This window comes from Pseudomonas sp. B21-032, from assembly GCF_024748965.1.
GTDB lineage: Bacteria > Pseudomonadota > Gammaproteobacteria > Pseudomonadales > Pseudomonadaceae > Aquipseudomonas.
The window spans coordinates 411,177-434,776 of sequence record NZ_CP087180.1 but is presented as its reverse complement, the minus strand read 5'-3'; the positions used below and the strand labels follow the sequence as shown (position 1 = coordinate 434,776).

Below are 23,600 nucleotides of genomic sequence, written 5' to 3'. Positions count from 1 at the left end.
TCGCATTCAAGCCGGGCCAGCGCACCGCTCCCCGGCCTCTTGAGGAGCAAGCATGAGCCTACCCAATCCCGCCGAACTGATCCGGCAGATGGCCGTCGACCTTCGCGCCCATCTGGCCCGCCGCGCCATTGCCGAGCCGCGTTTCATCGGCATCCGCACCGGGGGTGTCTGGGTCGCCCAGGCCCTGCTCGAAGAGCTGGGCAGCGACGCCGCCCTGGGCACGCTCGACGTTTCCTTCTACCGCGACGACTTCAGCCAGAACGGCCTGCACCCGCAGGTGCGCCCGTCCGACCTGCCGTTCGAGATCGAAGGCCAGCACCTGGTGCTGATCGACGACGTACTGATGAGCGGGCGTACCATCCGCGCCGCCCTCAACGAGCTGTTCGACTATGGCCGCCCGGCCAGCGTGACCCTGGTCTGCCTGCTCGACCTGGATGCCGGCGAATTGCCGATCCGGCCGAATGTGGTCGGCGCCACCCTGTCGCTGGCTGCCCATGAACGGGTAAAATTGACCGGCCCCGCACCGCTCGCCCTCGAGCGCCAGGACCTCGCCTCCGCTTCCGCCCTTTAAGAGTCCCCCGCGATGACGCCAATCGACGCCAAGCGCCCGCTGCAGCTCAATGATCAGGGCCAGCTGCGCCACTTTCTCTCGCTCGACGGTTTGCCCCGCGAACTGCTGACCGAAATCCTCGACACCGCCGACTCGTTCCTCGAAGTCGGCGCCCGGGCCGTGAAGAAGGTCCCGTTGCTGCGCGGCAAGACCGTCTGCAACGTGTTCTTCGAGAACTCCACGCGCACCCGCACCACCTTCGAACTGGCCGCCCAGCGGCTGTCGGCCGACGTCATCACCCTGAACGTGTCGACCTCTTCGACCAGCAAGGGTGAAACCCTGTTCGACACCCTGCGCAACCTCGAAGCCATGGCCGCCGACATGTTCGTCGTGCGTCATGCCGACTCGGGCGCCGCGCACTTCATCGCCGAGCACGTGTGCCCGGAGGTGGCGATCATCAACGGCGGCGACGGCCGCCACGCCCACCCGACCCAGGGCATGCTCGACATGCTCACCATTCGTCGGCACAAGGGCGGCTTCGAGAACCTCTCGGTGGCCATCGTCGGCGACATCCTGCACTCGCGGGTGGCGCGCTCGAACATGCTCGCGCTGAAAACCCTGGGCTGCCCGGACATCCGCGTGATCGGCCCGAAAACCCTGCTGCCGATCGGTATCGAGCAGTATGGGGTGAAGGTCTACACCGACCTCGAGCAAGGCCTCAAGGACGTCGACGTGGTGATCATGCTGCGCCTGCAGCGTGAGCGCATGGCCGGCGGCCTGCTGCCCAGCGAAGGCGAGTTCTACCGCCTGTTCGGCCTGACCACCGCGCGCCTGGCCGGGGCCAAGCCGGATGCCATCGTCATGCACCCGGGCCCGATCAACCGCGGCGTCGAGATTGAATCAGCGGTGGCCGACGGAGCCCACTCGGTGATCCTCAACCAGGTCACCTACGGCATCGCCGTGCGCATGGCGGTGCTGTCCATGGCCATGAGCGGGCAGACCGCGCAACGTCAATTCGAGCAGGAGAACGCCCAGTGACCCTCAGTATTCTCGGCGCCCGGGTCATCGACCCGCTGAGCGGCCTGGACCAGACCACTGACCTGCACATCGATGCCGGCAAGATCATCGCCATCGGCGCCGCCCCGGCAGGCTTCAAGCCGGCGCGCAGCATCGACGCCCAAGGCCTGGTAGCCGCCCCCGGCCTGGTCGACCTCAACGTCGCTCTGCGCGAACCCGGCTACAGCCGCAAGGGTAGCATCGCCAGCGAAACCCGCGCTGCCGCTGCCGGTGGCGTCACCAGCCTGTGCTGCCCGCCGCAGACCAAGCCGGTACTGGACACCTCGGCAGTGGCCGAGCTGATTCTCGACCGCGCCCGCGAAGCCGGGCACAGCAAGGTCTACCCGATCGGCGCCCTGAGCAAAGGCCTTGAAGGCGAGCAGCTTGCCGAGCTGATTGCCCTGCGCGACGCCGGCTGCGTGGCCTTTGGCAACGGCCTCAATGCCTTTGCCAACAACCGCACCCTGGCCCGCGCCCTGGAATACGCCGCGACCTTCGACCTGACGGTGATCTTCCACTCCCAGGACCGCGACCTGGCCCAGGGTGGCCTGGCCCACGAAGGCGCCATGGCCAGCTTCCTCGGCCTTCCGGGCATCCCGGAAACCGCCGAGACCGTAGCCCTGGCGCGCAACCTGCTGCTGGTCGAACAGACCGGCGTGCGTGCGCACTTCAGCCAGCTGACCAGCGCCCGCGGCGCGCGGCTGATCGCCCAGGCCCAGGAACTGGGCCTGCCGGTGACCGCCGACGTGGCCCTGTACCAGCTGATCCTCACCGATGAAGCGCTGCGCGACTTCTCCAGCCTCTACCACGTGCAACCGCCGCTGCGCACCCGCGCCGACCGCGACGGCCTGCGCGAGGCGGTGAAGTCCGGGGTGATCCAGGCGATTTCCAGCCATCACCAGCCCCACGAGCGGGATGCCAAACTGGCACCGTTCGGCGCCACCGAGCCGGGCATCAGCAGTGTCGAACTGTTGCTGCCGCTGGCCATGACCCTGGTGGAAGACGGCCTGCTCGATTTGCCGACTTTGTTGCAACGTTTGTCTGCAGGCCCTGCAGCAGCGCTGCGCCTGCCAGCGGGCGAGCTGAAGGTAGGCAGTGCCGCAGACCTGGTGCTGTTCGACGCCAAGGCCTCGACCCTGGCCGGCGAGCAATGGCGCTCGAAGGGCGACAACTGCCCGTTCATCGGCCACTGCCTGCCGAGTGCGGTGCGTTATACCTTGGTCGATGGGCATATCAGTCACGAGACCTGAAGGTCAGCCACAAGCTACAAGCCTTGAGCTACAAGCGGGCCAGGCCGGTCGCCGGTCCGCTTTTTCTTGCCGCTTCAAGCTTGCAGCTTATCGCTCACACACATGTGTGTAGTTGAAATCCTTCCCACCACCCCCATATGAGTCTGCATCAGGCATTTTCGCCCCGCTGCGTGGAGACTCTCCCTTGACCACCATCGTTTCAGTTCGCCGCCACGGCAAAGTCGTCATGGGCGGCGACGGCCAGGTTTCTCTCGGCAACACCGTGATGAAAGGCAACGCCAAGAAAGTCCGCCGCCTGTACCACGGCCAGGTCATCGCCGGTTTCGCCGGTGCCACCGCCGACGCCTTCACCCTGTTCGAACGCTTCGAAGGGCAACTGGAAAAACACCAGGGCCATCTGATCCGCGCCGCCGTGGAGCTGGCCAAGGAGTGGCGTACCGACCGTTCCCTGAGCCGCCTGGAAGCCATGCTGGCGGTAGCCAACAAGGACGCATCGCTGATCATCACCGGCAACGGTGACGTGGTCGAGCCCGAAGACGGCCTGATCGCCATGGGCTCCGGTGGCGCCTACGCCCAGGCCGCCGCCCGCGCGCTGCTGCAAAAGACCGACCTCTCGGCCCGCGAAATCGCCGAGACCGCGCTGAACATCGCCGGTGACATCTGTGTGTTCACCAACCACAACCTGACCATCGAGGAGCAGGACCTGGCCGAGTAATTCAGCTGTTCTGGCGCCCGGCCCCGGTGGCCGGGCTTTTCCACGCTGACTTATCGAGCCCAAGGACCATCACTATCATGTCCATGACCCCCCGCGAGATCGTCCACGAACTCAACCGCCATATCATCGGCCAGGACGACGCCAAGCGCGCCGTCGCCATCGCCCTGCGCAACCGCTGGCGGCGCATGCAACTGCCGGCCGAGCTGCGCGTTGAAGTGACGCCGAAGAACATCCTGATGATCGGCCCGACCGGCGTCGGCAAGACCGAAATCGCCCGGCGCCTGGCAAAGCTTGCCAACGCCCCGTTCATCAAGGTCGAAGCGACCAAGTTCACCGAGGTCGGCTATGTCGGCCGTGACGTCGAGTCGATCATCCGCGACCTCGCCGATGCGGCGATCAAGATGCTCCGCGAGCAGGAAATCATCCGCGTCGGCCACCGCGCCGAAGATGCTGCCGAAGAGCGCATCCTCGACGCCCTGCTGCCACCGGCGCGCACCGGCTTCAACGAAGACCAGGTCGCCAGCCAGGACTCCAACACCCGCCAGCTGTTCCGCAAGCGTCTGCGCGAAGGCCAGCTGGACGACAAGGAAATCGAGATCGAAGTGGCCGAGGCCGTGGGTGTCGATATTTCCGCGCCGCCGGGCATGGAGGAGATGACCAACCAGTTGCAGAACCTGTTCGCCAATATGGGCAAGGGCAAGCGCAAGAGCCGCAAGCTCAAGGTCAAGGAAGCGCTCAAGCTGGTGCGCGACGAAGAAGCCGGGCGCCTGGTCAACGAAGACGAGCTCAAGGCCAAGGCCCTGGAAGCGGTCGAGCAGCACGGCATCGTGTTCATCGACGAAATCGACAAGGTTGCCAAGCGCGGTAACGTTGGCGGCGCCGATGTTTCTCGTGAAGGCGTGCAGCGCGACCTGCTGCCACTGATCGAAGGCTGCACGGTGAACACCAAGCTGGGCATGGTCAAGACCGACCACATCCTGTTCATCGCCTCCGGTGCCTTCCACCTGAGCAAGCCGAGCGACCTGGTGCCCGAGCTGCAAGGTCGCCTGCCGATTCGCGTCGAACTCAAGGCCCTGAGCCCCGAAGACTTCGAGCGCATCCTCAGCGAACCGCACGCCTCGCTCACCGAGCAATACCGTGAGCTGCTGAAAACCGAAGGCCTGAACATCGAGTTCGCCGCCGACGGCATCAAGCGCCTGGCCGAGATCGCCTGGCAGGTCAACGAGAAAACCGAAAACATCGGTGCCCGTCGCCTGCACACCTTGCTCGAGCGCCTGCTCGAAGAGGTGTCGTTCAGCGCCGGCGACCTGGCCAGCGCCCACAGCGAAGCGCCGATCCGCATCGACGCCGACTACGTCAACAGCCACCTGGGCGAATTGGCGCAGAACGAAGACCTGTCTCGCTACATTCTCTAAAGCGGCAAGCTTCAAGCGGCAAGCTGCAAGTCAAGTGCGCTGGACGCCTTCTCTTGTAGCTTGTAGCTTGCAGCTTGTAGCCCAAGAGCCCTTATCCATGACCAGAATCCCCACCGGCATCAACCTGCACAAAGCCTCCAAGACCCTTACCCTGACCTACGGGCCAGGCGAGGTGTACAACCTGCCCGCCGAATTCCTGCGCGTGCACTCCCCCTCCGCCGAGGTCCAGGGCCACGGCAATCCGATCCTTCAGTACGGCAAGCTTGGCGTTGGCTTGAGCGGGCTGGAACCTGCCGGCCAGTACGCCCTGAAACTGACCTTCGACGACGGCCACGACAGCGGCCTGTTCACCTGGGAATACCTTGAGCAGTTGTGCCTGCGCCAGCAGGAACTCTGGGATGACTACCTTGGCGAGCTGGAAAAAGCCGGAAAATCCCGCGACCCCAACGAGTCGATCGTCAAGCTGATGCTCTAGCCCGGGCCCCTCAGGGTTTAGAGCGCATTTTCTAATTCTATTTGCTTGAATGCCTGCACCACGGCCAATGAGTGGCCGTCTTGCGCTATACCAAAAAGTCGGGTAACCAATGGATCTGGCAAGTTCCCTGCATCGGATTTAATGCAGGGTCGGGCTGGTATGTAGAGGTCGCGAGCGAAAGCAGGCAGTCTTCTCACGCAGAAAAAACCCGCATGGCTCATCGTCGTTTGCATCCGGCCGCAGGACCGCAGTTCGTTATCACTGGTCACCCGAGCAGCAGTACCGGGCGTTCGTCTGTGTAACGCGCACAGTCAAACCGGTACTCGTCTCAGGACAACGGAGCGTCGTAGATGAGTAACAAGAATAACGATGACCTGCAGCGCCAAGCCTCGGAAAACACCCTGGGTCTGAACCCGGTGATCGGCTTGCGCCGCAAGGATTTGCTGACATCTGCTCGAATGGTCCTGCGTCAGGCCATTCGTCAACCGCTGCACAGTGCCAAGCATGTCGCCCATTTCGGCATGGAGCTGAAAGATGTGATCTTCGGCAAGTCGAGCTTGCAGCCCGAGGGCGACGACCGCCGTTTTCACGACCCGGCCTGGAGCCAGAACCCGCTGTATCGCCGCTACCTGCAGACCTACCTGGCCTGGCGCAAGGAACTGCACGACTGGATCGATACCAGCAACCTGTCTGACCAGGACATCAGCCGCGGCCACTTCGTCATCAACCTGATGACCGAGGCCATGGCGCCGACCAACACCGCAGCCAACCCGGCGGCGGTCAAGCGCTTCTTCGAAACCGGTGGCAAGAGCCTGCTCGACGGCCTGTCGAACCTGGCCAAGGACATGGTCAACAATGGCGGCATGCCCAGCCAGGTGAACATGGACGCCTTCGAAGTCGGCAAGAACCTCGGCACCAGCGAAGGCGCGGTGGTGTTTCGCAATGACGTGCTGGAACTGATCCAGTACCGGCCGATCACCGAGCAGGTGCTGGAAAAGCCGCTGCTGGTGGTGCCGCCGCAGATCAACAAGTTCTACGTCTTCGACCTCAGCCCGGAAAAGAGCCTGGCGCGTTTCTGCCTGCGCTCCAACGTGCAGACCTTCATCGTCAGCTGGCGCAACCCGACCAAGTCCCAGCGCGAATGGGGCCTGTCGACCTACATCGACGCGCTCAAGGAAGCGGTCGACGTGATCCTGGCGATCACCGGCAGCAAGGACCTGAACATGCTCGGCGCCTGCTCCGGCGGCATCACCTGCACTGCGCTGGTGGGCCATTACGCGGCGCTGGGCGAAAAGAAGGTCAACGCCCTGACCCTGCTGGTCAGCGTGCTTGATACCACCCTTGATACCCAGGTGGCGCTGTTCGTCGACGAGCAGACCCTCGAGGCCGCCAAGCGTCATTCCTATCAGGCCGGTGTGCTCGAAGGCCGCGACATGGCCAAGGTATTCGCCTGGATGCGCCCCAACGACCTGATCTGGAACTACTGGGTCAACAACTACCTGCTGGGCAACGAGCCGCCGGTGTTCGACATCCTGTTCTGGAACAACGACACCACGCGCCTGCCGGCCGCCTTCCACGGCGACCTGATCGAAATGTTCAAAAACAATCCACTGCTGCGCCCCGATGCACTGGAAGTGTGCGGTACGCCGATCGACCTCAAGCAGGTGACCACCGACATCTTCAGCGTCGCCGGTACCGCCGATCACATCACGCCGTGGCAGTCATGCTACAAGTCGGCGCAGCTGTTCGGTGGCAAGGTCGAGTTCCTGCTGTCCAACAGCGGCCATATCCAGAGCATCCTCAACCCGCCGGGCAACCCCAAGGCGCGCTACATGACCAACAGTGAAATGCCCGCCAGCGCCCTCGACTGGCAAGAGAACTCGACCAAGCACACCGATTCCTGGTGGCTGTACTGGCACACCTGGCTGGCCGAGCGTTCCGGCAAGCTGAAAAAAGCCCCGGTCAACCTTGGCAACAAGGCCCATGTGGCCGGTGCCGCAGCGCCAGGGACCTACGTTCACGAGCGTTGATAGCGAACACCGCCGCAGCTCGCGAGGGCTGCGGCGTTTATCCAACACAGGGCTTCGCGCATGCCGCAACCGTATATTTTCAGGACCGTCGACCTGGATGGCCAGACCATCCGCACCGCCGTCCGACCCGGCAAGCCGCACTTGACGCCCTTGCTGATCTTCAATGGCATCGGCGCCAACCTGGAGCTGGTGTTCCCGTTCATCCAGGCCCTGGACCCGGACCTTGAGGTAATTGCTTTCGACGTGCCGGGGGTCGGCGGTTCATCGACCCCGCGCCACCCCTACCGTTTTCCGGGCCTGGCCAAGCTTACCGCGCGCATGCTCGACTACCTCGACTATGGCCAGGTCAATGTCATTGGCGTGTCCTGGGGCGGGGCGCTGGCCCAGCAGTTCGCCCATGACTACCCCGAGCGCTGCAAGAAACTGGTGCTGGCTGCCACCGCCGCTGGCGCGGTGATGGTGCCGGGCAAGCCCAAGGTGTTGTGGTTGATGGCCAGCCCCCGACGCTACGTGCAACCGTCCCATGTGATCCGCATCGCCCCGCAGATCTACGGCGGCGCCTTTCGCCGGGACCCGGACCTGGCCCTGTCGCACGCGGCCAAGGTGCGCTCAGGCGGCAAGCTCGGTTACTACTGGCAACTGTTCGCCGGGCTTGGCTGGACCAGCATTCACTGGCTGCACAAGATCCAGCAGCCGACCCTGGTGCTGGCCGGTGACGATGACCCGTTGATTCCCTTGATCAACATGCGCCTGCTGGCCTGGCGAATTCCCAATGCCCAGCTACACATAATCGACGACGGCCACTTGTTCCTGATCACCCGAGCCGAGGCCGTCGCCCCGATCATCATGAAGTTTCTCCAGCAAGAGCGCCAACGCGCCGTCATGCACCCTCGGCCCGCCCCCAGCAGCTGAGACGCCTGCCACACCCGAGCCCATGGCAGGATGCCAGGCACCCCGGGTGCGCGGCGTGAGGTTGGTGTCGCTCTTGCATTGATGTGTTTGTTGATGGCCTGACGACGGAGTGTTGCCTGATGAAAGACAAACCCGCTAAGGGATCGCTACCGGTCCCCGCCACCTATATGAACGTGCAGAGTGCAATCAGCGGTCTGCGCGGCCGCGACCTGCTCTCGACCTTGCGCAGCGTCAGCCGTCATGGCTTGCGCCATCCGCTGCATACCGCCAAGCACATGCTCGCCCTGGGCGGTCAGCTGGGCAAGGTGCTGCTGGGTGAAACGCCCTACCAGCCCGGCCCTCGCGACAACCGCTTCAAAGACCCCGCCTGGAGCCAGAACCCGCTCTACAGTCGCGGCCTGCAGGCCTACCTGGCGTGGCAGAAGCAGACCCGCCTGTGGATCGATGAAAGCCAGCTGGCACCCGATGATCGCGCCCGCGCACACTTTCTGTTCACCCTGCTCAACGATGCCGTGGCGCCGAGCAACTCGCTGCTCAACCCGCTGGCGGTCAAGGAGCTGTTCAACTCCGGCGGCCTGAGCCTGGTGCGCGGCATCAACCACCTGCTCGATGATTTGCGCCACAACGACGGCCTGCCGCGCCAGGTCAATCCGCAGGCCTTCGAAGTCGGCCGTAACCTGGCCACCACGCCGGGCTCGGTGGTGTTTCGCAATGAGCTGCTGGAACTGATCCAGTACAAGCCGATGAGCGAAAAACAGTACGCCAGGCCGTTGCTGATCGTGCCGCCGCAGATCAACAAGTTCTACATCTTCGACCTCAGCCCGGCCAACAGCTTCGTCCAGTACATGCTCAAGAACGGCCTGCAGACCTTTATGATCAGCTGGCGCAATCCCGACCCGCGCCACCGTGAGTGGGGCCTGTCGAGTTATGTCGAGGCGCTGGAGGAAGCACTCAACGTGTGCCGGGCGATCACCGGCAGCCGCGAGGTCAATCTCATGGGCGCCTGTGCCGGTGGCCTGACCATGGCGGCGTTGCAAGGCCATTTGCAAGCCAAGCGCCAACTGCGCCGGGTCAGCAGCGCCACCTACCTGGTCAGCCTGCTCGACAGCCAGATCGACAGCCCGGCAAGCCTGTTCGCCGACGAGCAGACCCTCGAAGCGGCCAAGCGCCGTTCCTACCAGCAAGGCGTGCTCGATGGCCGCGAGATCGCCCGGGTGTTCGCCTGGATGCGCCCCAACGACCTGATCTGGAACTACTGGGTCAACAACTACCTGCTGGGCAAGGCGCCACCGGCGTTCGACATCCTTTACTGGAACAACGACAACACCCGCCTGCCGGCGGCGCTGCACGGCGACCTGCTGGACTTCTTCAAGCACAACCCGCTGGCCCGCGCCGCAGGCCTTGAGGTATGCGGCACGCCGATCGACCTGCAGAAGGTCAACGTCGACAGCTTCAGCGTCGCCGGCAGCAACGACCACATCACCCCCTGGGATGCGGTGTACCGCTCGGCGGCACTGCTCGGCGGCGACAAGCGCTTCATCCTTGCCAACAGCGGCCATGTGCAAAGCATCATCAACCCGCCGGGCAACCCCAAGGCGCACTACGTCGACAACCCGCGCCTGAGCAGCGACCCGCGGGCCTGGCTCTACGATGGCAAGCAGGTCGACGGCAGCTGGTGGCCGCAGTGGCTGGAGTGGATTCAGGCACGCTCCGGCGTGCAGCGCGAAACCCTGATGGCCCTCGGCAACCAGAACTACCCTCCCATGGACCCCGCGCCCGGCAGCTACGTGCAGGCGCGCTGAACAAGAAGAACGGATGAAAACCCGCGACCGTATCCTCGAATGTGCCCTGCAACTGTTCAACCGCCAGGGCGAGCCGAATGTCTCGACCCTGGAGATTGCCAACGAAATGGGCATCAGCCCGGGCAACCTCTACTACCACTTCCACGGCAAGGAGCCGCTGGTGCTGGGGTTGTTCGAACGCTTCGAGGACGAGCTCACGCCGCTGCTCGACCCGCCGCTGGAAGTGCGCCTGGATGCCGAGGACTACTGGTTGTTCCTGCACTTGATCGTCGAGCGCATGGCCCAGTACCGGTTTCTGTTCCAGGACCTGTCGAACCTGACCGGGCGCCTGCCCAAGCTGGCCCGCGGCATGCGCAACCTGCTCAACGCGCTCAAGCGCACCCTGGCGGCGCTGCTGGCCAGCCTCAAGGCCCAGGGCCAGGTGCTCAGCGATACGCGGGCGCTGGGGCAACTGGTGGAACAGATCACCCTGACCCTGCTGTTCTCGCTCGATTACCAACGGGTGCTGGCTCGCGAAGGTGAGGTCGGAGTGGTGGTCTACCAGGTGATGATGCTGGTGGCGCCGCACCTGGAGGCGGGGTCGCGGTATGCGGCAGAGCAGCTGGCCTTGAGGTATCTGGATGGCTGACCCTAGGACTGCTTCGCAGCCCTTTCGCCGGCAAGGCCGGCTCCCACAAACCCGGTACAACACCCATAATGAAAACGCCCGGCACAAGGCCGGGCGTAGACTGACAGCCGCCTGAAATCAGGCCTGGCTGGTCGGGCTTGCCGATGGCGACGACGCCGGTGCGACCGGTGCAGCACTGGCTGCTGGCGCCGGGCTTGGCGACGGTGCAGCGCTGGCCGCAGGGGCCGCCGGCTTCGCCGCTGCAGGTTTCGCTGCTGGCTTGGCCGCTGGCTTTTTCACTGCCGGCTTCTTCGCCGCAGCCGGTTTGGCTGCAGGCTTGGCTGCTACCGGCTTGGCTGCTGGCTTGGCCGCAGGTTTAGCCGCTGCGGTTTTCGCCGCTGGCTTGGCTGCAGGTTTTGCCGCTGCAGTTTTCGCCGCTGGCTTGGCTGCAGGCTTGGCCGCAGGTTTCGCTGCAGCCTTGGCCAATGGCTTGGCTGCGGTCTTGCTCGCTGCCGGTTTCTTCGAGATAGGCGTAACCGATGCACCGGTCAGCTTCTCGATCTGCTTGGTCAGCGTATCGACCTTCGAATGCAGCGCCTTGACCTCACTGCGGCTCGGCACGCCAAGGCGCGAAATCGCACTGTTAAGGCGCTTGTCGAAAGCACCTTCGAGCTCGTCCCACTTGCCCAGTGCGCGGTCCTTGACGTCGCTGATGCGCGAGGTCGCCGACTTGGCGGTTGCCTTGGCGGAGTCGACAGAGCCCTTGGCGAGTTTTTCAGCTTTCTCACCCTCCTTGACCAGGTTGTCAAACACCTTGCTGCCATCCTGATCGATCTTGGAGTAGATACCCAAACCAGCCAGCCAGATCTTGCGGGAATACTTCTCGATCCCCCCGACCCAGGAGCTGCCTTCTTTTTCAGTATTCTTCTTGCCAGCCATCCCGCTCTCCTTATTGTTTACGTGCGACACGTTCAAGCAATGCCGTGAGCTCATCGAGCTTGACAGAGAGTGTCTCCACGTCATGTTTAGACGGAATGCCGATGCGATTCAAGGCGCTCGCGACCCGTGTGTCGAAAGCCTTTTCGATTTTGTCGAGTTGAACCTCGACCTTGCCCTTCACGCTGCTCAGTTCGCCCTTCACCGAATCGATCTCGGAGTTGGCGGCATCGACCTTGGCATCGAGCTTTTTCTTGCCGCGTTTTTCTACCGATTCACCGGCCTTGACCAGCTCTTTCAGGTAGTCGGCACCTTCCTGGCCGACCCGGGTGTAAGCCCCGAGGCCTGCCAGCCAGATCTTGCGCGCGTAGCTGCGCACTTCACCCAACGTGCGCTGGGCGTCGTCTTTTTTCTTCAGGATAACTTTGGCCATGCTCTGCACCTCACGCTCTGAACGGAAATGGAGGAACTGCCCAGGGAAGTTGGGCTTGAGCACAAGGTAGGGGGAAAAATTAGAATTGGCACACTAATAAAAGGGGCAGCGACAAGCTTCAAGCTTCAAGCGGCAAGAAAGGCAGCGGTGATCTTGAAACTGTCGTGCCCCTCCCACTCACCGCGAACCACTTGCAGCTTAACGCTTGCAGCTCCCCCCTTGAGCCGCTAGGCGAGCGCCTTATCCAGCGCCCGCTCGATCTCGCTTTTGATGGTCCCGCTCATCATCGACAGCATCATGCCCAGCTTCAGCTCGACCTTGATGCTGTCCTCGCCAATCTGCACGCTGCCGTTGGCGCCACTGCGCTTGACCTCGACGCGGTCGCCATTCCAGCTGGCCTTGAGGTCGTATTCGCGGGCCAGCTTGTCGACCAGGGCCTCGGCCTTTTGCCGGGCCGCGTCGCGGCCCAGGCTGTGTTTGCGTTCAACGCTGATCTGGGTCATTCATTCAATCCTGGGTTCGAAGGCATACTTATATTATGCCCGCGCCCCACCTGCGACACACCCCGCCAAGACAAATCCGACCGTACGCCCTAGAATGGCCAGTAATTTTTTCCGGTGAAGCGATATGAACGATCAGCGCAAAGGCGACCACGCCGAACCCACCACCCACTTCGGCTACAAAGACGTGCCGGAAAGCCAGAAGGCCGAGAAAGTCGCCGAGGTGTTCCACTCGGTGGCGGCCAAGTACGACCTGATGAACGATGTGCTCTCCGGCGGCATGCACCGCCTGTGGAAGCGCTTCACCATCGAGCTGTCGGGCGTGCGTCCGGGTAACCGGGTGCTCGACATCGCGGGCGGCACCGGCGACCTGGCGGCCAAGTTCTCGCAACTGGTCGGCCCCACCGGCCAGGTGGTCCTGGCCGACATCAACGAGTCGATGCTCAAGGTTGGCCGCGACCGCCTGCTCGACCGCGGCGTGGCCGGCAACATCGAGTTCGTCCAGGCCGACGCTGAAAAGCTGCCGTTCCCGGACAACCATTTCGACTGCGTGACCATCGCCTTCGGCCTGCGCAACGTCACCCACAAGGAAGACGCCATCCGCTCCATGCTGCGGGTGCTCAAGCCCGGCGGCCGCCTGCTGGTGCTGGAATTTTCCAAGCCGACCAACAAGCTGATGTCCAAGGTCTACGATGCCTATTCGTTCGCCTTCATGCCGCTGGCCGGCAAGCTGATCACCAACGACTCGGAAAGCTATCGCTACCTGGCCGAATCGATCCGCATGCACCCTGACCAGGAAACCCTCAAAGCGATGATGGTCGAGGCCGGTTTCGACCGCGTCACCTACCACAACATGACCAGCGGCATCGTCGCCCTGCACCGCGGAATCAAGCCCTGATGCTCCTGGCCGGCCTGCTCGCCAGCGTCGAACACGGCCTCAACCGTGTTTTGCGCCTGGACAGCACAGCGCTGCCGCGCCTGCGCCCGCTCGACGGCAAGGTGATTGCCATCGACTGCCGCCAGCCGGCCCTGCAGCTGTTCATCCTGCCCAGTGACGAAGGCCTGATGCTTGCCACGCACTGGGCCAATGAGGCCGACTGCACCCTGCGCGCGCCGGCCAGCAGCCTGCTGCGCCTGGCCCTCAGCCAGGACAAGAGCGCCGTGTTGCACAGCCCGCAGGTCGAGCTTGAAGGCGACAGTGCGGTGCTGCTCGACCTGGTGGCGGTACTGCAGGACCTGGAGCTCGACTGGGAGTACGAAGTCTCGCGCTGGCTCGGCCCGGTCGCCACGCAACTGCTCAGCGGCCACTTGCGCAGCCGCGCCAACTGGACCCGCCAGGGCCTGGCGGCGCTCAACCAGAACCTTTCCGAGTACCTCGCCGAAGAGGCCCGGACCCTGGTCGGCCAGCGCGAAGCCGAAGCCCGTTTCAGCGAACTCGACACGCTCAAAGTCGATATTGAACGCCTTGAGGCGCGCATCGAGCGCCTTGCCCGATCCCTTGATACCAGCGATAACGCATGAAGCTGCTTGCCGTCCGCCGTCTGTTGCGCATCCAGCGCGTCGTGATCCGTTACCGTCTCGATGACCTGCTGTTCGCCCTGCCCCTGCCCTGGTGGCTGATGGGCCTGCGCTATGCCATGCCCTGGCGCTGGCTACCGCGCAAGGAGCTGCAGCTTAGCCGTGGCGCGCGCCTGCGCCTGGCGCTGCAGGACCTGGGGCCGATCTTCATCAAGTTCGGCCAGTTGCTGTCGACCCGCCGCGACCTGCTGCCCGAAGACATCGCCGACGAGCTGATGCTGCTGCAAGACCGGGTTCCGCCATTCGATCCGCAAAAAGCCATCGCCCTGATCGAAGAACAGCTCGGCGCGAAAATCAGCGAAGTGTTCAGCCGCTTCGACGTCGAGCCGCTGGCTTCGGCGTCGGTAGCCCAGGTCCACGCGGCCAAGCTCAAGAGCGGTGAAGAGGTGGTGGTCAAGGTCGTGCGCCCGGGGCTCAAGCCGATCATTGCCCAGGACCTCGCCTGGCTGTTCCTGATCGCCCGCGGGGCCGAACGGGTTTCGGCCGATGCGCGCCTGCTGCACCCGGTGGAAGTGGTCAACGACTACGAAAAGACCATCTACGACGAACTCGACCTGTTGCGCGAGGCGGCCAACGCCAGCCAGCTCAAGCGCAACTTCGAAGGCTCGGAGATGATGTACGTGCCCCAGGTCTACTGGGACTGGTGCCGGCCGAAAGTGCTGGTGATGGAGCGCATCTACGGTATTCAGGTCACTGACCTTGCGACCCTGGCCGACCAGCGCACCGACATGAAGATGCTCGCCGAGCGCGGCGTGGAGATCTTCTTCACCCAGGTGTTTCGTGACAGCTTCTTCCACGCCGACATGCACCCTGGCAACATCTTCGTCAGCACGGTCAAGCCGTGGAGCCCGCAGTACATTGCCATCGACTGCGGCATCGTCGGCAGCCTGACCCCCGAGGACCAGGACTACCTGGCGCGCAACCTGTTTGCCTTCTTCAAGCGCGACTACCGCCGTGTAGCGCAGTTGCACATCGATTCGGGCTGGGTACCGGCGCAGACCAAGCTCAACGAATTCGAAGCGGCGATCCGCACCGTGTGCGAGCCGATCTTCGAAAAACCGTTAAAGGATATTTCCTTCGGCCAGGTGCTGATGCGTCTGTTCCAGACCGCGCGACGCTTCAACATGGAAGTCCAGCCGCAGCTGGTGCTGCTGCAGAAAACCCTGCTCAACATCGAAGGCCTGGGCCGCCAGCTGTACCCGGACCTCGACCTGTGGAGCACCGCCCAGCCGTTTCTAGAGCGCTGGATGCGCGAGCGGGTCAGCCCCAAGACCCTGCTGCAGAACCTGCATGGCCAGGTCGAGCAGATCCCGCACCTGGCCGGCATGACCCGCGACCTGCTCGAACGCATGTCGCAGCCGCACCTGGCCGACCCGCCAGCACCCTGGCAGCACAAGAGCGATCACTGGGCCCTGCGCCTGCTCGGTGCCGGCCTGCTTGGCGGCGGCGCCACTCTGGCAGCCGGCGCGGTGAGCCTCAGCGCCCCTGCTGCCTGGCCGGCCTGGCTGATGCTGGCTGCCGGCCTCTACCTGATCGTGCGTCGATAGCCAGCCGGGCCGCTGGCTGGCACACTAGCGCAAGGGTTCGGCGAAGGATCGAACCCGGTTTTGGAGTCGAAGATGAAAGACTGGCTGGACGAGATCAACTGGAACAGCAATGGCCTGGTACCGGCTATCGCCCAGGACCACAAGACCGGGCGCGTGCTGATGATGGCCTGGATGAACCGCGAATCGCTGGCGCTGACCGCCGCTGAGCAGCGGGCCATCTACTGGTCACGTTCGCGTGGCAAACTGTGGCGCAAGGGCGAAGAGTCCGGCCACGTGCAAAAACTGCACGAAATGCGCCTGGACTGCGACGCCGACGTGATCATCCTGATGGTGGAACAACTGGGTCATATCGCCTGCCATACCGGCCGCGAAAGCTGCTTCTACCGGGTCTTCGAGCACGGTGAGTGGAAGACCGTCGACCCCGTCCTCAAGGACCCGAATGCCATCTACAGCGCAGGACACTGACATGAGCGACACCCTGACCCGCCTGGCCGAAGTACTGGAAGCGCGCAAAGGCGCCGAGCCCGACAGCTCGTACGTGGCCAGCCTGTATCACAAGGGCCTGAACAAGATTCTGGAAAAGCTCGGCGAAGAGTCGGTCGAGACCATCATCGCCGCCAAGGACGCCGCCCACAGTGGCGACTGCAGCGATGTCATCTACGAGACCGCCGATCTGTGGTTCCATAGCCTGGTCATGCTCGCCCAACTGGGCCAGCACCCGCAGGCGGTGCTGGACGAGCTGGACCGCCGCTTCGGCCTGTCCGGGCACGCCGAGAAAGCAGCGCGTCAGCCGTCGGCCTAACTGAATTATTTCGAGGGATTGCACCATGGGTATTTTTGACTGGAAACACTGGATCGTCCTGCTGGTGGTGGTGGTACTGGTGTTCGGTACCAAGAAGCTGAAGAACTTCGGCAGCGACCTGGGCGAGTCGATCAAGGGCTTCAAGAAAGCCATGAACGAAGAAGAGTCCAAGCCGGCCGAGCAGACGCCACCGCCAGTGCAACCGGTCCAGCCCCAGGCCGCTTCGCCGCTGAACCAGCCGCAGACCATCGACGGCCAGGCCCACAAGGTCGAAGAGCCGATCAGGAAAGATTGATCAATGTTCGGGATCAGCTTCAGCGAACTGTTGCTCGTGGGCCTGGTGGCCCTGCTGGTGCTCGGCCCCGAGCGCCTGCCGGGTGCCGCGCGCACCGCCGGGCTGTGGATCGGCCGGCTCAAGCGCAGCTTCAATGCGATCAAGCAGGAGGTCGAGCGCGAAATCGGCGCCGATGACATCCGTCGTCAGTTGCACAACGAGCACATCCTCTCCATGGAGCAGGAAGCGCGCAAGATCCTCAACCCCAACAGCGTCACGCACGAGCCGCCGGCAACCCCGGCAGCCACCAGCGAAAGCGCCCCGGCGCCCGCCCCGGTCAGCAGCGAACCCACGCCGCCAGCCACCAGCGCGCCCACCGAACCGACACAGCCACCGCGAGCCCCATGAGCGATATTCCGGAAAACGACCAGCCGATGCCGCTGGTTTCGCACCTCACCGAGTTGCGTACACGCCTGCTGCGCTGCGTCGCGGCCATCTTCCTGATCTTCGCCGGGCTGTTTTCCTTCGCGCAGCAGATCTACACCCTGGTCTCGGCGCCATTGCGCGCGCACTTGCCGGCCAACGCGACGATGATCGCCACCGACGTCGCCTCGCCGTTCCTGACGCCGTTCAAGCTGACCATGATCGTTTCGCTGTTCCTGGCCATTCCGCTGATCCTGCAGCAGATCTGGGGCTTCATCGCGCCGGGCCTGTACCGCCATGAAAAGCGCATCGCCATTCCGTTGCTGGTGTCGAGCATCATCCTGTTCTACGCCGGCATGGCCTTCGCCTATTTCCTGGTGTTCCCGCTGATCTTCGGCTTCTTCGCCAGCGCCACCCCGGAAGGGGTGTCGATGATGACGGACATTTCCAGCTACCTGGATTTCGTCATGACCCTGTTCTTCGCCTTCGGCGTGGCCTTCGAGATCCCGGTGGCCGTAGTGCTGCTGGTGTGGATCGGCGTGGTCGACGTGAAGTACCTGAGAAAGATCCGCCCGTACGTGATCATCGGCTGCTTCGTGGTCGGCATGATCCTCACCCCGCCGGACATCTTCTCGCAGACCCTGCTGGCGGTGCCGATGTGGCTGCTGTTCGAGATCGGCGTGCTGTTTGGCGGGCTGATCCGCAAGCGCAGCGAGCACCCGCAAGACGCTGCCGACGACCATAACGACCAACCGCCAGCGACCCAGCCGTGAACCTGCTGTTACTCGAAGAAGCCGATTTTATTGCGGCCGACCGTGTGGTGCTGGCTGACCGGCGCTTCACCCACATGCAGGAAATCCACCGTGTGGCAGTGGGCGACAGCCTGCGGGTCGGGCGTATCGGCGGGCTGATGGGCCAGGCCGAAGTCCTGCGCCTGGAAGGCCATGAAGCAGAACTCAAGGTCAGTTTCGACCAGCCGCCTCCGGCCAAACTGCCGCTGACCCTGGTGCTGGCGCTGCCACGGCCGAAGATGCTCCGCCGGGTGTTCCAGACCGTTGCCACCATGGGCGTGCCGAAGGTCATCCTGGTCAACAGCTACCGGGTCGAAAAGAGCTTCTGGCAAACACCGTTCCTCGAACCCGAGGCGATCCGCGAACAACTGATCCTCGGCCTTGAGCAGACCCGCGACACGGTGCTGCCCGAAGTCATCATCGAAAAGCGTTTCAAGCCGTTTGTCGAAGACCGCCTGCCAGCCATCAGCGACGGCACCCTCGGCCTGGTTGGCCATCCTGGCCAGTACCCGCCGTGCCCACGCGGGTTGAACGAGCCCGTTACCCTGGCCATCGGCCCGGAAGGCGGCTGGATTCCCTACGAGATCGACCTGCTGGGCAAGGCCGGCCTTGCCCCGGTACAGCTTGGCGAACGCATCCTGCGCGTCGAGACCGCGGTCACCGCGCTATTGGCACGCTTGTTCTGACTTCAGTTTTGCCGCTCCAGGCCGATGCATTGGCACCAGAACAATAATCGCCTCTGCCGATCGCAATGGAGTCCCACCATGTACCGTTGGTTAGCCCAGCACCTGGGTAACGTGAGCGTCAATCTCAAACTCGGCATCGGCTTCGGCCTGGTCCTGTTGCTGACCCTGGCCATTACCCTGACCGGCTGGCAGGGCCTGAACGGCATTACCGAGCGTGGCGACACCCTGGGCGGCATCTCCCAGGTGCACCAGGCCACCCTGGAGCTGCGCATTGCCCGCCAGGGCTTCCAGCTCAAGGGCGACGAGGCTGCAGCGCAGGGTCTGAGCAACGCCCTGGCGGCGCTTGAACGCCAGCTGCAAGCGGTCGACCAACGTATTGTCCTGCCCGAGAACCGCCGCCGTATCGAGCAGCAGCACGATGCCGTGCGCCAGTACCACCAGGCCCTGACCAGTGCCGACAAAGCCGCCCAGCAGCGCGAAGCCGCTCGGGCCGTGCTCGGCAGCAGCGCCGACGAGGCCGCAGCGCTGATCGCCCAGGTCGAGCAACAACTGCTCGGCGGCAGCGACCTGAACCTGTTCAACAGCGTGGTCGGCGCCAGCAAACTGCTGCAACAGGCGCGCTTCCAGGTGCGTGGCTATACCTACAGCGGCAAGCCCGAGTTCCAGCAAACGGCGCTTGAAGCCATCGACCAGGCCACCTCGCAGCTCAAGACCCTGGCCGAAGTGCTGCCGGCCAGTTACACCAGCAACTTCAACCAGGCCGCCCGTGCCCTGGGCAACTACCGTGGCGCGGTGGTCGAGTTCGGCAATGCGCAAAGCGCCTCCGAGCAGGCCGCGCAGCACATGATTGTGCTCGGCCAGAGCCTGATCGAGCAAAGCCAGCAACTGACCACCACCCTCACCGGCCTGCGCGATGCCGAGTCGCAGCATGCCAAGTCGATGCTAGCCCTGGCCACCGTGCTGGCCCTGTTGTTCGGCCTGCTGGCCGCCTGGGCGATTACCCGGCAGATCGTCATCCCCCTGCGCCAGACCCTCAACGCCGCCGACCGCGTCGCCAGTGGCGACCTGCGCCACGACCTCAAGGTCGATCGCCGTGACGAGCTGGGCCAATTACAGCGCAGCATGCAGCGCATGACTGTGAGCCTGCGCGAACTGATCGGTGGCATCGGTGACGGCGTCACCCAGATTGCCAGCGCCGCCGAAGAGCTGTCGGCAGTCACCGAGCAGACCAGCGCCGGGGTCAACAATCAAAAGGTCGAGACCGACCAGGTCGCCACCGCCATGAACGAAATGGCCGCCACTGTGCAGGAAGTCGCGCGCAACGCCGAGGAAGCCTCCGAGGCGGCGGTGATGGCCGACCAGCAGGCCCGCGAAGGCGATCGGGTGGTCGGCGAAGCCATCGCCCAGATCGAGCGCCTGGCCAGCGAGGTCAACCACTCCAGCGAAGCCATGGGCCAGCTCAAGGCCGAAAGCGACAAGATCGGCAGTGTGCTCGATGTGATCAAGTCGGTGGCCCAGCAGACCAACCTGCTGGCCCTCAACGCCGCCATCGAAGCTGCCCGCGCCGGTGAAGCCGGGCGTGGCTTTGCCGTGGTCGCCGATGAAGTGCGCAGCCTGGCCCAGCGCACCCAGCAGTCCACCGAAGAGATCGAACAGCTGATCGCCGGCCTGCAGAACGGCACCCAGCAGGTTGCCACGGTCATGGACGCCAGCCGCGGCCTGACCGACAGCAGCGTCGAGCTGACCCGCCGCGCCGGCACCTCGCTGGAAACCATCACCCGCACCGTGTCGTCGATCCAGGCGATGAACCAGCAGATCGCCGCTGCTGCCGAGCAGCAGAGCGCGGTGGCCGAAGAGATCAACCGGAGCGTGATGAATGTGCGCGACGTGTCGGACCAGACCTCGGCCGCCAGTGAAGAGACCGCGGCGTCGAGCGTCGAGCTGGCGCGGTTGGGGACGCATCTGCAGACGCTGGTCGGCAAGTTCCAGCTGTAGAAAGCATCGCGGGGCAAGCCCGCTCCCACATAAGTGGGAGCGGCGGTGCGACGACTCGACTTGCCCCGCGATGAGGCCCTAGAGCACCTGACGCAAAAACGCCTGGGCGCGCAGGTCCTTGGGTGAAGTGAAGAACGCCTCCGGCGGTGAATCTTCCAGCAGCTTGCCGTGATCGAAGAACAGTACCCGATCCGCCACTTCCCGGGCGAAGCCCATTTCGTGGGTGACGCAGACCATGGTCATGCCTTCCAGGGCCAGGGTCTTCATCACATCGAGCACTTCGCCGACCATTTCCGGGTCGAGCGCCGAGGTCGGCTCATCGAACAGCATCACCTTGGGGTCCATGGCCAGGGCGCGGGCGATCGCCACCCGCTGTTGCTGGCCACCGGACAAGCGTGATGGGTACTCGTTGGCCTTCTGGGCGATACCGACCTTCTCCAGCAAGGCCTGGGCCTTGGCTTCGCGCTCGGCCTTGCCGCGCTTGCGCACGACTTTTTGCGCCAGGCACAGGTTCTCCAGCACGGTCATGTGCGGGAACAGGTTGAAATGCTGGAACACCATACCGACTTCGCGGCGGTAGGCGTTGACGTCGGTCTTCGGGTCGGCCAACTGCAGGCCGTCAATGGCCACGGTGCCTTCATCGAACGACTCCAGGCCGTTCAGGCAGCGCAGGAAGGTCGACTTGCCCGAACCCGAAGGGCCGAGCACTACCAGCACTTCGCCCTTGGCGACGTCGGTGCTGACGTGATCGACCGCGCGCACCACCTGCCCACGGGTATCGAAGACTTTTACCAGGTCACGGACTTCAATCACTTTGCGCAAGCCTCCGCTCAAGCCGGCTGGCCATGTGCGACAGCGGCAGGTTGATCAACAGGTACAGGCCGGCGACGCAGAACCAGATCTCGAAGGTCGAGAACGAAGTGGTGATCGCCTCGCGACCGCTTTTGGTCAGTTCGGTGATGGCGATCACCGAGACCAGCGAGGTGTCCTTGACCAGGCTGATGAACTGCCCGGCCAGCGGCGGCAGCACGCGCTTGAAGGCTTGCGGCAGCACCACGTGGCGCATCGACTGGCCAGCGCTCAGGCCCAGCGAACGGGCCGCTTCACCCTGGCCCCTGGCAATCGACTGCACCCCGGCACGGACGATCTCGGCGACGTAGGCGCCGGTAAACAGCGCCAGCGCCGCCACCCCGGCAAACTCCCGGGACAGGTTGAGCACGGTGCCGATGAAGAAGTAGAAGATAAAGATCTGCACCAGCAGCGGCGTGCCGCGCACCAGCTCGACATAGACCGTCGACAGGTCGCGCAATGTCGGGTTGTTCGACAGCCGGCAGAGCCCGGCAAACAGTCCGATCAACAGCCCCAGCACACCGGAGGCGACCGAGATCCATACCGTGGTCCACAGGCCCCAGGCCAGCGGGCCCGCGGCCCAGTGGTGGGTAACGCCGATCAGGTCGCCTTCGGCCACATCGTCGCCGCGCGACAGCTGTACGCTGGCCTGCTCGACTTCGAAGACCTGCTCGCCACCGCTCTCGTCACGTACGGTGACGCTGGCCATGTCGCCCTTGCTGACGATGGCTTCGATGGTGCCGTTTTCACTCACGCGCTGGGCGACTTCGGCCTGGTAGGCGAAATACTGCGGCACCCGGTTCCAGCGCCACTCGTAGGACATCAGCGAGGTCGCGTAATACAGGCTGATCGCCAGGCCGATCAGGACCAGCGCGGTCAGCCCGTGCCAGGGCCACTGGGCTTTGTTGTGTTTGATCACGAGGGTACTTCCGTAAAAGCGAACGCGCAGGACCAGCCTGCGCGTCGGGTTTCAAGCCAGGCGTGGGGCCTTGGCCTTATTCCATGTCCTTGAGCCAGGCGGTGTCCTTGAACCACTTGTCGTGGATTCGATCGTAGGTACCGTCGTGCTTGATCTGGTGCAGGAAGTTGTTGATGAAGTTGAGGCTGTCGTAGTCGCCCTTCTTCAGGCCGAAGGCCAGCGGTTCGAAGGTGAACGGCTTGTCGAGGAACAGCAGCTTGCCAGCGCCGGCCTTGTTCACCGCCACGACGTTGTACGGCGCGTCATAGACGAAGGCGTCGGCCTTGCCGTTGACCACGTCCATCACCGCTTCCTGCTCGTTGTCATAGCCGTGGTACTTGGCTTTGCCGATCAGCTTCTTGGCGACCATTTCGCCGGTGGTGCCGAGCTTGGAGGTCAGGCGGTACTTGTCGTTGTTCAGGTCTTTGTAGGACTTGATCTCGTCTGCCAGTTCCTTGCGGATCAGCAGGGTCTGGCCGACCACGATGAAGGGTTCGCTGAAGTTCAGCTTGAGGTTGCGTTCCTGGGTCAGGGTCATGCCGCTGCCGATCATGTCGAACTTGTCGGTCATCAGCGCCGGGATGATGCCGTCATAGGCGGTGGAGACCATCTCCAGCTTGACGCCCATGGACTTGGCCATGGCCTTGAGGATATCGACCTCGAAGCCGATGATCTCGCCGCGCTTGTTGGTCATCTGGAACGGCATGTAGGTAGGGTCCATGCCGACACGCAGGGTGCCGCGCTTGACCGCGTCATCGATGGCACCAGCCGCCTGCGCGGCACTTACCGCAACCAGCGCCGTGACGCCGACCAGCAGCATCGACAGATACTTCTTAATCATCACCAGATCCCCTAGCAGGAAAGCTCGAATTTTATTTTTGGCGCGAACCGTCCTACAGCGACGGGTGCGAGATATTCGGGGTGGGATGCTAACGCATGAACGGCACGGTACATATAGCCGAAGATGACTTTGTTACGCATTGATACCAGAAAAAGCATCGCCGGCAACACCGGCT

General features: G+C 63.7%; 26 protein-coding genes and 1 pseudogene. 21 read left to right on the top strand and 6 right to left on the bottom strand.

Going from position 1 to position 23,600, the window contains the following annotated elements; genetic code table 11:
- Positions 1-52: 52 nt before the first annotated feature.
- The 10 genes from pyrR to LOY54_RS01880 all read left to right on the top strand — a co-directional run bounded on the left by pyrR (position 53) and on the right by LOY54_RS01880 (position 10,833).
- Entirely contained in the window at positions 53-571 is a 519-nt protein-coding gene (gene pyrR, locus LOY54_RS01925; protein WP_010221492.1) for a bifunctional pyr operon transcriptional regulator/uracil phosphoribosyltransferase PyrR, read from the top strand.
- Positions 572-583: 12 nt separating this feature from the next.
- Positions 584-1,588, top strand: a complete 1,005-nt coding sequence (locus LOY54_RS01920) for an aspartate carbamoyltransferase catalytic subunit (protein ID WP_010221491.1) — start codon at positions 584-586, stop codon at positions 1,586-1,588.
- Entirely contained in the window at positions 1,585-2,856 is a 1,272-nt protein-coding gene (locus LOY54_RS01915) for a dihydroorotase (protein WP_093376951.1), read from the top strand. Before LOY54_RS01920 ends, LOY54_RS01915 begins: the two co-directional genes overlap by 4 nt.
- Before the next feature lie 184 nt (positions 2,857-3,040).
- The gene (hslV, locus tag LOY54_RS01910) at positions 3,041-3,571 is read left to right on the top strand and encodes an ATP-dependent protease subunit HslV (RefSeq protein ID WP_028945572.1); all 531 of its coding nucleotides are present in this window, start codon (positions 3,041-3,043) and stop codon (positions 3,569-3,571) included.
- Positions 3,572-3,648: 77 nt separating this feature from the next.
- A complete protein-coding gene (hslU, locus tag LOY54_RS01905; RefSeq protein WP_045193855.1) occupies positions 3,649-4,986 on the top strand; it encodes an ATP-dependent protease ATPase subunit HslU in 1,338 nt (445 codons plus the stop codon).
- 97 nt (positions 4,987-5,083) lie between these two features.
- Positions 5,084-5,461 (top strand): DUF971 domain-containing protein, encoded by a 378-nt coding sequence (locus LOY54_RS01900; protein WP_258609007.1) that lies wholly within the window; start codon positions 5,084-5,086, stop codon positions 5,459-5,461.
- Positions 5,462-5,811: 350 nt separating this feature from the next.
- On the top strand, positions 5,812-7,491 hold the full coding sequence (phaC, locus tag LOY54_RS01895; RefSeq protein ID WP_195885504.1) for a class II poly(R)-hydroxyalkanoic acid synthase: 1,680 nt from the start codon (positions 5,812-5,814) through the stop codon (positions 7,489-7,491).
- A 60-nt stretch (positions 7,492-7,551) separates the two neighbouring features.
- The gene (gene phaZ / locus LOY54_RS01890) at positions 7,552-8,403 is read left to right on the top strand and encodes a poly(3-hydroxyalkanoate) depolymerase (protein ID WP_045193860.1); all 852 of its coding nucleotides are present in this window, start codon (positions 7,552-7,554) and stop codon (positions 8,401-8,403) included.
- A gap of 119 nt (positions 8,404-8,522) precedes the next feature.
- Complete coding sequence (phaC, locus tag LOY54_RS01885) at positions 8,523-10,205, top strand: class II poly(R)-hydroxyalkanoic acid synthase (RefSeq protein WP_093376960.1); 1,683 nt, start codon at positions 8,523-8,525, stop codon at positions 10,203-10,205.
- Between the two features lie 13 nt (positions 10,206-10,218).
- The gene (locus tag LOY54_RS01880; RefSeq protein WP_045193863.1) at positions 10,219-10,833 is read left to right on the top strand and encodes a TetR/AcrR family transcriptional regulator; all 615 of its coding nucleotides are present in this window, start codon (positions 10,219-10,221) and stop codon (positions 10,831-10,833) included.
- 117 nt (positions 10,834-10,950) lie between these two features.
- Here LOY54_RS01880 and LOY54_RS01875 read toward each other — a convergent pair whose 3' ends face one another.
- The 3 genes from LOY54_RS01875 to LOY54_RS01865 form a co-directional block, all read right to left on the bottom strand.
- Positions 10,951-11,751 (bottom strand): phasin family protein, encoded by an 801-nt coding sequence (locus tag LOY54_RS01875; protein ID WP_258609003.1) that lies wholly within the window; start codon positions 11,749-11,751, stop codon positions 10,951-10,953.
- Between the two features lie 10 nt (positions 11,752-11,761).
- Entirely contained in the window at positions 11,762-12,181 is a 420-nt protein-coding gene (locus tag LOY54_RS01870; protein WP_045193865.1) for a phasin family protein, read from the bottom strand.
- A gap of 227 nt (positions 12,182-12,408) precedes the next feature.
- Entirely contained in the window at positions 12,409-12,684 is a 276-nt protein-coding gene (locus tag LOY54_RS01865) for a polyhydroxyalkanoic acid system family protein (RefSeq protein WP_045193867.1), read from the bottom strand.
- A gap of 124 nt (positions 12,685-12,808) precedes the next feature.
- Here LOY54_RS01865 and ubiE point away from each other — a divergent pair, with 124 nt between their 5' ends.
- The 11 genes and pseudogenes from ubiE to LOY54_RS27495 all read left to right on the top strand — a co-directional run bounded on the left by ubiE (position 12,809) and on the right by LOY54_RS27495 (position 20,777).
- Positions 12,809-13,579, top strand: coding sequence for a bifunctional demethylmenaquinone methyltransferase/2-methoxy-6-polyprenyl-1,4-benzoquinol methylase UbiE (ubiE, locus tag LOY54_RS01860; protein ID WP_045193869.1), 771 nt, complete (start codon positions 12,809-12,811; stop codon positions 13,577-13,579).
- A complete protein-coding gene (locus LOY54_RS01855; RefSeq protein WP_123564872.1) occupies positions 13,579-14,202 on the top strand; it encodes an SCP2 domain-containing protein in 624 nt (207 codons plus the stop codon). The genes ubiE and LOY54_RS01855 overlap by 1 nt, the downstream gene beginning before the upstream one ends.
- Positions 14,199-15,806, top strand: a complete 1,608-nt coding sequence (gene ubiB, locus LOY54_RS01850) for a ubiquinone biosynthesis regulatory protein kinase UbiB (protein WP_045193871.1) — start codon at positions 14,199-14,201, stop codon at positions 15,804-15,806. The genes LOY54_RS01855 and ubiB overlap by 4 nt, the downstream gene beginning before the upstream one ends.
- A 72-nt stretch (positions 15,807-15,878) precedes the next feature.
- Positions 15,879-16,271 (top strand): phosphoribosyl-AMP cyclohydrolase, encoded by a 393-nt coding sequence (gene hisI / locus LOY54_RS01845; protein ID WP_258609001.1) that lies wholly within the window; start codon positions 15,879-15,881, stop codon positions 16,269-16,271.
- Position 16,272: 1 nt separating this feature from the next.
- Entirely contained in the window at positions 16,273-16,608 is a 336-nt protein-coding gene (locus LOY54_RS01840) for a phosphoribosyl-ATP diphosphatase (RefSeq protein ID WP_010222337.1), read from the top strand.
- A 25-nt stretch (positions 16,609-16,633) separates the two neighbouring features.
- Positions 16,634-16,903: a twin-arginine translocase TatA/TatE family subunit gene (locus LOY54_RS01835; RefSeq protein WP_045193875.1), complete on the top strand. Its 270-nt coding sequence runs from the start codon at positions 16,634-16,636 to the stop codon at positions 16,901-16,903.
- Between the two features lie 3 nt (positions 16,904-16,906).
- Complete coding sequence (tatB, locus tag LOY54_RS01830) at positions 16,907-17,290, top strand: Sec-independent protein translocase protein TatB (RefSeq protein ID WP_258608999.1); 384 nt, start codon at positions 16,907-16,909, stop codon at positions 17,288-17,290.
- Positions 17,287-18,078, top strand: a complete 792-nt coding sequence (gene tatC / locus LOY54_RS01825; RefSeq protein ID WP_045193879.1) for a twin-arginine translocase subunit TatC — start codon at positions 17,287-17,289, stop codon at positions 18,076-18,078. The genes tatB and tatC overlap by 4 nt, the downstream gene beginning before the upstream one ends.
- Positions 18,075-18,782: a 16S rRNA (uracil(1498)-N(3))-methyltransferase gene (locus LOY54_RS01820; protein WP_258608997.1), complete on the top strand. Its 708-nt coding sequence runs from the start codon at positions 18,075-18,077 to the stop codon at positions 18,780-18,782. The genes tatC and LOY54_RS01820 overlap by 4 nt, the downstream gene beginning before the upstream one ends.
- A gap of 24 nt (positions 18,783-18,806) precedes the next feature.
- Positions 18,807-19,922 (top strand): annotated as a pseudogene (locus LOY54_RS27500) (methyl-accepting chemotaxis protein); the annotation flags it as partial.
- The gene (locus LOY54_RS27495; protein ID WP_374045263.1) at positions 19,905-20,777 is read left to right on the top strand and encodes a methyl-accepting chemotaxis protein; all 873 of its coding nucleotides are present in this window, start codon (positions 19,905-19,907) and stop codon (positions 20,775-20,777) included. The pseudogene LOY54_RS27500 and the gene LOY54_RS27495, both read left to right, overlap by 18 nt.
- A 78-nt stretch (positions 20,778-20,855) precedes the next feature.
- Here LOY54_RS27495 and LOY54_RS01810 read toward each other — a convergent pair whose 3' ends face one another.
- The 3 genes from LOY54_RS01810 to LOY54_RS01800 all read right to left on the bottom strand — a co-directional run bounded on the left by LOY54_RS01810 (position 20,856) and on the right by LOY54_RS01800 (position 23,422).
- Complete coding sequence (locus LOY54_RS01810; protein ID WP_258610679.1) at positions 20,856-21,590, bottom strand: amino acid ABC transporter ATP-binding protein; 735 nt, start codon at positions 21,588-21,590, stop codon at positions 20,856-20,858.
- A complete protein-coding gene (locus tag LOY54_RS01805; protein ID WP_045193883.1) occupies positions 21,583-22,545 on the bottom strand; it encodes an amino acid ABC transporter permease in 963 nt (320 codons plus the stop codon). The genes LOY54_RS01810 and LOY54_RS01805 overlap by 8 nt, the downstream gene beginning before the upstream one ends.
- A 76-nt stretch (positions 22,546-22,621) precedes the next feature.
- Positions 22,622-23,422 (bottom strand): transporter substrate-binding domain-containing protein, encoded by an 801-nt coding sequence (locus LOY54_RS01800; RefSeq protein ID WP_176794300.1) that lies wholly within the window; start codon positions 23,420-23,422, stop codon positions 22,622-22,624.
- Positions 23,423-23,600 lie beyond the last annotated feature (178 nt).